At 62.8% G+C, this 11,985-nt stretch carries 8 protein-coding genes and 1 other RNA gene; 8 read left to right on the top strand and 1 reads right to left on the bottom strand.

Annotated features, from left to right (window positions below; all coding sequences use genetic code 11):
• The first annotated feature begins 48 nt into the window (after nucleotides 1-48).
• The 6 genes from PD885_RS18070 to PD885_RS18045 all read left to right on the top strand — a co-directional run bounded on the left by PD885_RS18070 (nucleotide 49) and on the right by PD885_RS18045 (nucleotide 7,022).
• Nucleotides 49-1,089 (top strand): DUF475 domain-containing protein, encoded by a 1,041-nt coding sequence (locus tag PD885_RS18070; protein WP_002809715.1) that lies wholly within the window; start codon nucleotides 49-51, stop codon nucleotides 1,087-1,089.
• 702 nt (nucleotides 1,090-1,791) lie between these two features.
• On the top strand, nucleotides 1,792-4,290 hold the full coding sequence (locus tag PD885_RS18065) for a ribonucleoside-diphosphate reductase subunit alpha (RefSeq protein WP_002809717.1): 2,499 nt from the start codon (nucleotides 1,792-1,794) through the stop codon (nucleotides 4,288-4,290).
• Nucleotides 4,291-4,456: 166 nt separating this feature from the next.
• The gene (locus PD885_RS18060; protein WP_002809721.1) at nucleotides 4,457-5,500 is read left to right on the top strand and encodes a ribonucleotide-diphosphate reductase subunit beta; all 1,044 of its coding nucleotides are present in this window, start codon (nucleotides 4,457-4,459) and stop codon (nucleotides 5,498-5,500) included.
• Between the two features lie 182 nt (nucleotides 5,501-5,682).
• Nucleotides 5,683-6,168: a flavodoxin gene (locus PD885_RS18055; RefSeq protein ID WP_002809724.1), complete on the top strand. Its 486-nt coding sequence runs from the start codon at nucleotides 5,683-5,685 to the stop codon at nucleotides 6,166-6,168.
• The gene (locus PD885_RS18050) at nucleotides 6,140-6,466 is read left to right on the top strand and encodes a thioredoxin family protein (protein ID WP_002809726.1); all 327 of its coding nucleotides are present in this window, start codon (nucleotides 6,140-6,142) and stop codon (nucleotides 6,464-6,466) included. Before PD885_RS18055 ends, PD885_RS18050 begins: the two co-directional genes overlap by 29 nt.
• A 489-nt stretch (nucleotides 6,467-6,955) precedes the next feature.
• A non-coding RNA gene (locus PD885_RS18045) (sX9 sRNA) lies at nucleotides 6,956-7,022 on the top strand.
• 5 nt (nucleotides 7,023-7,027) lie between these two features.
• On the opposite strand, the gene trhA is transcribed toward PD885_RS18045, so the two are convergent.
• The gene (trhA, locus tag PD885_RS18040) at nucleotides 7,028-7,690 is read right to left on the bottom strand and encodes a PAQR family membrane homeostasis protein TrhA (RefSeq protein WP_002809731.1); all 663 of its coding nucleotides are present in this window, start codon (nucleotides 7,688-7,690) and stop codon (nucleotides 7,028-7,030) included.
• Between the two features lie 171 nt (nucleotides 7,691-7,861).
• Between trhA and PD885_RS18035 the strand changes: the two genes are divergently transcribed.
• Nucleotides 7,862-10,357 carry a DEAD/DEAH box helicase gene (locus PD885_RS18035; RefSeq protein WP_172404518.1) on the top strand — a complete coding sequence of 832 codons (2,496 nt, stop codon included), beginning with the start codon at nucleotides 7,862-7,864 and terminating at the stop codon, nucleotides 10,355-10,357.
• Complete coding sequence (locus PD885_RS18030) at nucleotides 10,354-11,886, top strand: ribonuclease H-like domain-containing protein (RefSeq protein WP_088057038.1); 1,533 nt, start codon at nucleotides 10,354-10,356, stop codon at nucleotides 11,884-11,886. The genes PD885_RS18035 and PD885_RS18030 overlap by 4 nt, the downstream gene beginning before the upstream one ends.
• Nucleotides 11,887-11,985: the final 99 nt, after the last annotated feature.

Below are 11,985 nucleotides of genomic sequence, written 5' to 3'. Positions count from 1 at the left end.
CCTTGCCCGATTCGTCCGGCGATCGTCTCGGCCCGCCTGGGAGTGTCAATGTTTCGCGATTTCAGAATGTCGTTCTTGGTCACAGCGATCTGCCTTGGCCTCGCCGCCTGGTGGGGCCACACCTCCGCCATGGGCATCTGGCAGGCGCTATGGCTGTGCCTGGTGCTGAGCGTGCTGGAAGTGTCGTTGTCGTTCGACAACGCGGTGGTCAACGCCGGCGTGCTCAAACACCTGAACGCGTTCTGGCAAAAGTTGTTCCTCACCGTCGGCATCCTGATCGCGGTGTTCGGCATGCGCCTGGTGTTCCCGATCGTGATCGTGTCGGTGGCCACCGGCATGGGCCTGGGGCCGGTGATGCAGATGGCGTTGAAGGAGCCGGACCGCTACAGCCAGGTGCTGACCGATCATTACCCGTCGATCGCCGCCTTCGGTGGCATGTTCCTGCTGCTGGTGTTCCTCAACTTCCTGTTCGATAAGGACCGCAAGCTGCATTGGCTCGGCCTGGTGGAGCGGTTGGTCGGTAAGCTGGGCAAGGCCGATGCGATGTCGGTGATCGTGGCGGTGTCGGTGCTGCTGGGCACCAGGCTGTTTTTGCCCAATGACATCTTCCAGAGCGTGCTGTTCGCCGGGTTGGGCGGCATTCTGCTGTATCTGCTGGTGGGCAGCGTGGATGCCCTGTTCGAGGCCGAAGAGAGCGAAGACGGCATGGGCCCGGCCAAGCGCTCGGGCATTGCCGCCTTTTTGTATCTGGAAGTGCTGGATGCCTCGTTCTCGTTCGACGGTGTGATCGGTGCATTCGCGATCACCCGCGATGTGGTGATCATCATGCTGGGCCTGGCAATCGGCGCGATGTTCGTGCGCTCGATGACGGTCTACCTGGTGCACAAGGGCACGTTGGACGAATTCGTATTCCTGGAGCACGGCGCCCATTACGCCATCGGCGTGCTGGCGATCATCATGCTGGTGGGCACCGTCTACCACGTGCCGGAAGTGCTGACCGGCCTGATCGGTGTGGCCTTCATCGCCGCCTCGGTGTGGTCGTCGATCCGCTACCGCAAGCGCCACCATATCGGCCCGACCGAGATCTGATGCCGCGCAAAGGCCGCCTCTCAAGGCGGCCTTTGCGTATGGGCGGTGGCAGGCGGGCAGATGCGCTCTGGTGCCGTCGGCATGGGCCCGCTCGGTGGCTGAGGCAGAGTTCATACAACTGTGATCAGCTTTAGTATCGGCGCGTGTGGCAGCCAACCCAACCGGACCCCACTGGTCGACAGAAATGCCGGTTTGGGCCTTGACTGCGCAGTCGAATTGGCTGGTTCGCGCCCTTGCAACGACCGTTCGTCAGAGAGTGCTTTGTGCCACAAGGGTTTGCGGGTTTTTCCCACATTTGGTGTTGACCCCTCCCAGGTACCCCACTATCTTGGGGGCGTCGGTGGTTGGGCGCCCCCCAAGGCGTCCGGACCAGTGGGAGCAGGATGTGCGGCATGGCTGCGGTCCAAATGCACTTCCAGCCGCGGCCGCAATGTATGACTACAGCCACCCGGGCTTCGGCATGGAGCAGGCGGCGTGGTTTCGTTGCGCCGCTGTTGTCTTGCCACCGACCACCACGCGACAGCACACCGCGCGGTGGCGGCCGTGGAATCTCCGGTAAGGAGATGGCTGGTGCGATCGATGCCGCCGCAGACTGTGGGTCTTGCGTGCCGGTCGTCGCGCACCGCCATCGCTGGCCAGGGAATCCGGATCCGGCCGCAGCCCGTCCCCAGCCGGGTTCGTGTGCCTACGCATGGAGGACGCATGACCACCAACGACACCCTTGCCGCGATCGCCGCCGGTACCGCAACACCCACCAGCGTTCCCACCAGCGTCAGCGCGCCTGGTCGCGGCGCGCCGGAATTGACCGATCCGTCGGATGTCGTGCCGCCTCCCCGCCAAGCCATTGCAATGCACGCACAGACAATCGAAGAACAAACCGTCGCCACCTGGATCACCAAAGAAGCCGGCAACCGCCGGATCCCGTTCGAGCCGCAGCGCCTGGAGCGCGCCATCGACCAGATCCATGCCGAATTCCCGCAGCTGGACGTGGCCGACTACAAGCGTTCGGTGTTCGGTTTCGTGGAGCGCAAGGACAGCGTCAATGCTGACGACCTGGTAGACCATCTGATCCGCGAGGCCGAGGCCCGCGTTGATCTGACCACTCCGGAGTGGGAGCACTTCGCTGCGCGTCTGTATCTGCGCCGCCTGTACAAGCGCGCCAGCCGCAACCGTTTCTACGACGCCAGCCAGAAGTACGGCTCGTTCGTTGGCCTGCAGGAGAGCCTGGCCGACCGCAATATCTATTCCAACGACATTCTGCGCAGCTACTCCAAGGAAGAGTTGATCGAAGCAGGCAAGATGATCGCGCCCGAGCGCGACACCTTGTTCGCCTACAACGGCCTCTACCTGCTGGCCACCCGTTACCTGGCCACCGACAGCTCGCGTGGCGTGTTTGAGCTGCCGCAGGAGCGCTGGCTGACCATCGCGCTGTACCTGATGCAGGATGAAGTCGGCAACGGCAAAGGCAGCCGCGAGCGCCGCATGCAGCTGGTGGGTGAGGCCTATTGGGCGCTGTCCAATCTCTATATGACCGTGGCTACCCCGACGCTGGCCAACGCGGGCAAGGTCGGTGGCCAGCTGTCTAGCTGCTTCATCGACACCGTTGACGACAGCCTGCAGGGTATCTACGACTCCAATACCGACGTGGCGCGCGTGTCCAAGCACGGCGGCGGCGTAGGCGCGTATCTGGGTTATGTGCGTTCGTCGGGGTCTGCGATCCGCGGCGTGTCTAATTCGTCCGGCGGCGTGGTGCCGTGGATCAAGCAGCTCAACAACACCGCCGTGTCGGTGGATCAGCTGGGCCAGCGCAAGGGCGCCATTGCGGTCTATCTGGACATCTTCCACCGCGACATCGAGTCGTTCCTGGACCTGCGCCTGAACAACGGCGACCAGCGTCTGCGCGCGCATGACGTGTTTACCTCGGTGTGCATCCCGGACCTGTTCATGGAAGCGGTCGAGCGTCGCGGCGACTGGTACCTGTTCGATCCGCACGAAGTGAAGCGGATCAAGGGCTGGTACCTGCAGGACTTCTTTGATGAGAAGAAGGGCGACGCAAACAGCAGCTTCCGTCGCAAGTACGAAGAAGTGGTTGCCGACGAGCGCATCACCCGCAAGACGGTCAAGGCCATCGAGATCTTCAAGCGGATCATGGTCAGCCAGCTGGAAACCGGCAACCCGTTCATGTTCTATCGCGATGAAGTCAATCGCAAGAATCCGAATAAGCACGAGGGCATGGTCTATTCGTCCAACCTGTGCACCGAGATCCTGCAGAACATGAGCCCGACGCGGATGATGCAGGAGATCATCAGCGGCAATCAGATCGTCACCACCAAGAAAGCGGGCGATTTTGTCGTGTGCAATCTGTCTTCGATCAACCTGGGCCGCGCAATCACCGCGCAGGACGACCAGGCTGATCTGCTGGGCGCCGACGTGCTGGAGCGGTTGATTCCGATCCAGGTACGCATGCTCGACAACGTGATCGATCTCAATCAGTTGCCCGTGCCGCAGGCCACCATCACCAATCAGAAGTATCGCGCAATCGGTCTGGGCACCTTCGGTTGGCATCACCTGCTGGCGCAGAAGCGCATCCACTGGAATGCCAAGGAAGCCGAGGATTACAGCGACGAGCTGTATGAGCGCATCAACTATCTGACCATCCATGCGAGCATGGAGCTGGCCAAGGAAAAGGGCACCTACAGCGTGTTCCGCGGCAGCGACTGGCACACCGGCGAGTACTTCCGTGCACGCGACTACAACAGCCCGCAGTGGCTGGAGTTGTCCGCGCAGGTGGCTGTCAATGGCGTGCGCAATGCCTGGATGCTGGCGGTGGCACCGAACATGAGCACCGCGCAGATCGCCGGTTCCACTGCCTCGATCGACCCGATCTACAGCGCGTTCTACTACGAAGAAAAGAAGGATTTCCGTCGTCCGGTCGCCGCTCCCGGCCTGTCGCTGGACACCTGGCCGTACTACGAAAAGGGCGCCTACAAGGTCGACCAGTTCGCCAGCGTGCGCCAGAACGCGCGGCGTCAGCGTCACATCGACCAGTCGATCAGCTTCAACTTCTACGTGCCCAGCACCATCCGCGCCAGCACGTTGCTGGATCTGCACATGACCGCTTGGCGCGAAGGGTTGAAGACCACGTACTACGTGCGTTCCAACGACATCGACATCAGCGAATGCGAGTGGTGCAGTAGCTAAGCGCATTCGCACTTCGCATCCCGAATCGTTGACCCTGCCTCACCAGCATCCAGACCCCGCGCCTTCGGCGCGCCCTCTGACTCAGGGGGCTCTTTCCCCAGAACGATTTGCTGTCGCTGTCACCGCTCCACACGAGGGCGACCGCCCGGAACACGAGTAGAGACCCATGTCCGCAACACCGCTTGAGCGTATCAAGATCCTGGAGCCGCGTTACCCCAATCGCTCCACCGCCATCATCAATGGCCAGACCTCCGGCATCCTCAACTGGAACGACATCCCGTACCCGTCCTTCTATCGGGCCTACAAGGAACTGTCGACCAACTTCTGGATCCCCGACGAGGTGGACATGAAGGGCGACGCACGCCAGTACAACGAGCTGTCAGCGCGCGAGAAAAATGCCTACGATTCGATTATCGGCTTGCTGGCCACGCTGGATTCGCCGCAGACGCGCTTCATCTACAACGTCGCCGAATACATCACCGACCCGGCCGCGCATGCCAATGCCGCGATCATCGGCCAGCAGGAAGTGATCCATAACGAGAGCTACAGCTATGTGCTGGCCTCGATCACCGGCCTGGCCGATCAGAACCGCGTGTTCGAGATTGCGCGCACGCACCCGACCATCATCAAGCGCAACGCGCCGATTATGGGCGCCTACGAAGACTTCATGCGCGACAAAACAGCCGAAACGCTGATCCGCGCGCTGATCCAGTCTTCGATCCTTGAAGGCATCAACTTCTATTCCGGCTTTGCGTATTTCTACAATCTGGTCCGTCAGAACCGCATGACCGGCACCGGCAAGATCATCAGCTTCATCAACCGCGACGAGCTGGCGCATTCCAAGTTCATCAGCGAACTGATCCGCGCCATCATCGGCGAGAACCAGGCGCTGCAAGGCGACCAGCTCACCGATTACGTGCACAAAGCCTTCGAGCACGCGATCGACCTGGAAACCCAGTGGACCGCCGAAGTGCTGGACGGCATCGACGGCATCGATGTGGACGAGATGATCCGCTACGTAAAGTACCGCGCCAACAAGATGGCCGGCATGCTCGGCATCGAGAAGCTGTACGAAGGCGCCAACGACAACGTGATGCCGTGGATCAAGGCCTACGCCGACAACTTCACCGAGACCAAGACCGACTTCTTCGAGATGCGCAATGCCTCGTACAAGAAGACCAACTCGGATAACGGCTTTGACGATTTGTGAGTAATCGGGAATAGAGAATGGAAAAAGCCAACAGCCAACAGCCAACAGCCAACAGCCAACAGCCAACAGCCAACAGCCAACAGCCAACAGCCAACAGCCAACAGCCAACAGCCAACAGCCAACAGCCAACAGCACCGCGCTCATCCGATTCCCTATTCTCCATTCCAATATTCCCCGCCTAAATGAATATTCTGCTCGCACTCGCATCGTTGAGCGGCAACACGCGCGATCTGGCGCGTGCGGTGGCGCTGCGTTGCGAAGCGGCCGGTCACACAGTGACCTGGGTGGAAACCGATGTGCAGATATTGGCGCAAGTGCCGCACGCGCCGGGACGATACGACCTGTTCCTGCTCGGCACCTGGACCGACAACGGTGGCCGCACGCCGGCAGAGATGAAACGTTTCATCGTCGACTTGGTCGAGACGCTGGGCAAGCCACCGCGCGTTGCGGTGTTTGGCACCGGCGAAACGCAGTGGGGTGAGGATTTTTTCTGCGGCGCGGTACATCGCATTGCGCAGTTCTTCGCCAGCCCGTTTCCGCGTTTGACCATCGAACAGATGCCCCACGGCCTGCGCGACGCGCAGGCCATCGCCGCCTGGACCGACGAGGTTCTGGCCCAATGCAAGCACGATCCCCATGATGCAAACCATTACCGTCACGTCGCCTGAGCACTACACCACCAGCTTGGCCGCGCATCCGCGCGCGCTGGTGGATTTTTACAAGGACAACTGCCCCGGTTGCCGCATGCTCGACATGTCGCTGAGCAAGTTCGCCGCCAGCGCGGCGGCCGACGGCGTGGCCCTGTTGAAGGTCAAGCTGGAAGTGGTGGGCGAGGAGTTCTTCCGTAATCTGGGCCTGCGCCAGACCCCCACGTTGGCGCTGTACCGCGATGGCAGCGAAGTGGCGCGCCTGCCCGGCTTCCAGTCGCCGGCGCAGGTAGAAACTGCGGTCAAGAGCCAGCTCTGAGGCAAACTCAAAGCTGCAGTTTTGTTTGCTGCCTACTCGTTGGTTTGGAGAGAAAGATGGCTCTAATATATCAAGGAGTGAGTGCGCAGCTGGATGAAAGAAATAGCGGTCGAATAATAGCGAAAGGGCGCGAGGCCGAGCTTGAGTTTTATGCTGGCGACATGAATATACACGCAGGCGATCCCTGGTAAATCGGAAAATGCCAACACAATGCCCAATTCGCACACAGTTTTAATAGTGAAAAATACCCGGCTGCTTTCGTGTTTTTTCTCGAAGGAAAGATGTTGTAGTCAAGTTTGCTACTGGCGCAGGGATAAAGCTGGGATGGATTTACGTAGTCGATACCGATGCCTTGCAATCTGTTGGTATGAATGTGATGCCAGTCGATGGGCTTACTAGATTTCCTGACGAGAAAGAGGTTCAAGTAAGAGCGGCTAACAAAACTACTGCGCCGCCGCCAGGCGGGCGCGGCCGGTGCTCGGAATCCTCACGTACCACGCGTACACTCCGGTTCCTCTGCGCCCACCTGACGACTGCTCGCTACGTTTTGTTAGCCCCCTCCTAAACCCCACCCAACGGCTGCAGACACAGCCAGATCGCATACCAGTGCGACAAGGCGCCGCCCAGCACGTGGGCGTGCCAGATGGCGCGGTTGTACACCATCGATTTACGCACGTAGAAGGTCACGCCCACGGTGTAGAACGCGCCGCCAACGGCGATGAGCCAGAGCACGGTGCTGTCCAGGCCGGCTATGATCGGTTTGATCACCACGATGCCGGCCCAGCCCAGCAACAGGTAGATCGCCACCCAGAAGCTCTTGGCGATGCCGGGCAAGCACAACTTGGCGAACACGCCGAACAAGGCCACACTCCAGACCGCCACCAGCATCGCCCAGCGCCAGGTGCCGTCGAGCGTGACAAGAAAAAACGGTGTGTAGGAGCCGGCGATCATGACGAAGATGCCGGCGTGGTCGAACTTGCGCAGCATCGGTTGGCGCTGCGACGGGGCGAAGTTGTAGGCAGCCGAGCAGGCGAACATCACCAGCAGCCCAAGCGCGTAGACGCAGATGGCCGGCAGCATCGTCTGGCTTGCGTGGGCGCGCCAGACCATCCAGGCGCCGCCGACAATGGCCCAAAAGAGGCCGGTGGCATGCACGAGGACATCGGCGCGGCGGGCGGAAGCGGTCTTGTAATGCGGAGCAGTGACGTTGTGGGACACGGGCACGGCAGCTCTTCAATGTAGGGGAGCCCACAGCGTGCGAGGTAACGGTGACGCAATGGGGGGGGGGAAAGGATACCCGGCTTGCCGAATCTTCTCAGTGACGCAGGCTGGGCGCTGGTCTCATGCCCTGAGACATGCTTTTTATTTGATCTCCCTCTTTGGGAGCCTTGCCGTATGCCTCCGTTTGCCCTTGCTGCCCGCACCGAAACCGCCGAACGCGCGCTGGCCACTACCGATGGGCGGCCCAGCCGCGATGGCGCGCTGCTCACGCAGCGCCTGGAACGGCGCTACCACGACCGCATCACCGGCAGCTTCACCCTTCCCGGCCGCGACGGCAGCTATGCGCCGATCCCGGCCGATGTGCCCAGCGCGCTGGCCGATGCATTGCATGCGCGCGGCATCACCCAGCTCTACAGTCATCAAGTCGAAGCATGGGCGGCGAGCCAGCGCGGCGAGCATGTGGCGATCGTGACGCCCACCGCGTCGGGCAAGTCGCTGTGCTACACGCTGCCGGTGGTGAGTGCGGCGATGACCGCCGGCGCCAAGGCGCTGTACCTGTTCCCCACCAAGGCGCTGGCGCAGGATCAGGTGGCCGAGCTGCTGGAGTTGAACCGCGCCGGCGAATTGGGGGTGAAGGCCTTCACCTTCGACGGCGACACGCCCGGCGATGCGCGCCAGGCGATCCGCCTGCATGGCGACATCGTGGTGAGCAACCCGGACATGCTGCATCAGGCGATCCTGCCGCATCACACCAAGTGGGCGCAGTTCTTCGAGAACCTGCGCTATGTGGTGATCGACGAGATCCACACCTACCGCGGCGTGTTCGGCAGCCATGTCACCAATGTGCTGCGCCGGCTCAAGCGCATCTGCGCGTTCTATGGCGCCAACCCGCAATTTATGTTGTGCTCGGCCACCATCGGCAACCCGCATGCGCACGCGCAGGCCTTGATCGAAGAACGCGTGCATGCGATCACCGAATCCGGCGCGCCCACCGGCGACAAGCACGTGCTGTTGTGGAACCCGCCGGTGGTCAATGCGGATCTGGGGCTGCGTGCATCGGCGCGTTCGCAGAGCAACCGCATTGCGCGCATCGCGATCAAGAGCGGGCTCAAGACGCTGGTGTTCGCACAGACGCGCTTGATGGTGGAAGTGCTGACCAAATACCTGAAGGACATCTTCGACAACGACCCGCGCAAGCCGCTGCGCATCCGTGCGTATCGCGGCGGCTATCTGCCCACCGAGCGGCGCGAGGTGGAACGTGCGATGCGGGCGGGCAACATCGACGGCATCGTGTCGACCTCGGCACTGGAACTGGGCGTAGATATCGGCGCGCTGGACGTGGTGATCCTCAACGGTTACCCCGGTAGCGTGGCGGCGACCTGGCAGCGCTTCGGCCGCGCCGGGCGTCGCCAGCAACTGGCGCTGAGCGTGCTGGTAGCGAGTTCGCAACCGCTGGATCAATACGTGGTGCGGCATCCGGATTTCTTCGCCGATGCCTCACCCGAGCATGCGCGTATTGCGCCGGACCAGCCGCTGATCCTGTTCGATCACATCCGCTGCGCCGCGTTCGAGCTGCCATTCATTGCCAGCGAGCCGTTCGGGCCGATCGACCCGCTGGTGTTCCTGGAAGCGCTGGCCGAGAGCGAGGTGATCCACCAGGAAGGCGATCGCTGGGAATGGATCGCCGACAGTTACCCGGCCAATGCGGTGAGCCTGCGCTCGGTGGCCGATGGCAATTTCGTGGTGGTGGACAAGACCGACGGCAAGCAGCAGATCATTGCCGAGGTGGATTATTCGGCCGCCGCGCTGACCTTGTACGAAGGTGCCATCCACATGGTGCAGAGCACGCCGTACCAAGTGGAGCGGCTGGATTGGGAGGGCCGCAAGGCGTACGTGACGCGTACGCATGTGGACTACTACACCGACAGCATCGACTACACCAAGTTGAAGGTGCTGGACCGCTTCGATGGCGGCATGGCCGGGCGCGGCGACTGTCATCACGGCGAGGTGCATGTGGTGCGGCGTGTGTCCGGCTACAAGAAGATCCGCTACTACACGCATGAAAACATCGGCTACGGGCCGGTCAATCTGCCCGATCAGGAATTGCACACCACTGCGGTGTGGTGGCAGTTGCCGCAGGCGACCTTGGGCAAGGCGTTCGCCTCCAAGCAGGATGCGCTGGACGGATTTCTGGGTGCTGCCTACGCGCTGCATGTGGTGGCCACGGTGGCGGTGATGGCCGATGCGCGCGACCTGCAAAAGGCCGTGGGCAATGGCGACGGTGCGTGGTTTGCGGTGGCCGACCAGACCGGGCGCGGGCAACTGCGTGGCGTGGAAGAAGGCGACGCAGCCACGGTGGAACTGCCGCAGGCGTTCGTGCCCACGGTGTATCTGTACGACAACTTCCCTGGCGGGGTGGGCTTGAGCGAGCCGCTGTGGCTGCGCCAGGCCGAGCTGTTGCAGCGCGCGGACGAATTGGTGCGGCGTTGCGATTGCAGCGCCGGTTGCCCGGCCTGTGTGGGGCCGGTGCTGGCCGCGCACGAAGCAGGCAAGGGCGAATCGCCCAAGTCGCTGGCGTTGACGGTGCTGGCGCTGCTGTTCGATGCGGATGCGCCGTTGCGTCACGCCAGCCAGATGGACGACGACCTGGGGCTGGATGTGCTTGCATGACGGTAAGTGCGGACCGGCTGCGTTTGCTGCGCCGCCAGGCAGGCCATGCGGATGTGCGTATGCCGGCGGTGGTTGCACATGGCGATGCACTGCCTGGTGCGGATGCGTCGCCTGCGGTCGTTGAGGCGGATACCGATGCAACGCAGACGCACCTCGCAGCGGCCAGGCGACCATCTGGTGATGCAGCTGGTGTGAGCGCTGTTGCAGGCGATGCGCGCACGCGTGGCGCAAGTGAACTACCTGCAGCGCCGCCGCCGCCGGGCGAGCCGGCGGGACCGGCGCCTGGCAGCGATCCTGGCGAGAGCGCAGAACGTTTGCGCTTGCTACGCCGCCAAGTCGGCGGACTGACGCCTGCACCGCGCAAGGACGATGCGGTACTGCCCACGCGCGCGCAGCGTCAGCCTTCGCCGGGTGCCGCTTCGCAGGCGTGGCGCTCTTCTGCACGCGATGCTGCTGCACAAAGCGCGCAGGCGGGGACCGCGAACCTTGCACACGATCAGCGTACCCCGGCCCACGCCCCGGCCATGACACGCCGCGCCTTGCAGGCGCCGGTTGCGGCAGCGCCGGCACGCGATGCGTCGGTGTTCGCCTGGGTGGAGCACCAGGTGCGCCACAAGCCGGCCTCGCCGTCGACTGACAATGCCGCTGCCGTTGCCGTCGCCGTCGCCGCAAAGCGTCTGCCCGCATCGCGCAAAACGTCCATCGCGCCGCCACCTGCACCGCAACCGCGCACCGACATCGCCGGCTTGCGCAGGATGATCGGCCTGCGCGAGCGTGCGGTCTCGGCGCACGCCCCAGTGCGTGCAGCCTCTACCGATCGCCATCTGCCCGGCAACGAGATCGCACCCGGCCTGCATCTGATCGAAGCCTTTTTGCCGCAACCGATTCCACGTGACGCGTTGTCGTTGGCCTTCGCCAAACGCGAAGACGCCGTGGACCCGATGGATCTGCTGTTCTTTGATACCGAAACCACCGGCCTGGCCGGCGGCACCGGCACGCGCGCCTTCATGATCGGCGTGGCCGATTGGCAGGTGCATGATGCACACGGCAGCGGCCTGCGCGTGCGTCAGTTGATGATGTCCACGATGGCCGCCGAAAGCGCGATGCTGGATCTGTTCCGCAACTGGCTGTCGCCGCAGACGGTGCTGTCCAGCTATAACGGCCGCTGCTACGACGCGCCGTTGTTGAAGATGCGCTACCGGCTGGCACGCCGCGGCGATCCGATTTCCGCGCTGGATCATGTCGATCTGCTCTTTCCCACCCGTCGCCGGTATCGCGGCACCTGGGAGAACTGCAAGCTGGCCACCATCGAGCGGCACCTGCTGCGCGTGGTGCGCGAAGACAATCTGCCCGGCTTCGAAGCGCCGGCCGCATGGTTGAGTTACCTGCGCGGCGGCAGTGCGCGCAACCTGCGCCTTGTGGCCGAGCACAACCATCAGGACGTAGTGACCTTGTCGCTCTTGATGCAGCGCCTGGTGGCGGTGGAAGCGCAGGACCGCGAGGTGATTCCGATGCTGGAGACGCCATAACTCCGGATCAACTGCGGCAGTGGCGCGCTGGCGTCACGCGAGTGTGTGGGGTGCGGCTCACTCCGCTGGCGGTGGCACACGCACAGCGCCGCCAGTGCG

The sequence above is a fragment of the Xanthomonas fragariae genome (assembly GCF_900183975.1).
GTDB classification, from domain to species: domain Bacteria; phylum Pseudomonadota; class Gammaproteobacteria; order Xanthomonadales; family Xanthomonadaceae; genus Xanthomonas; species Xanthomonas fragariae.
The sequence above is the reverse complement of the archived record's forward strand: the minus strand, read 5'-3'. Positions and strand labels throughout refer to the sequence as shown.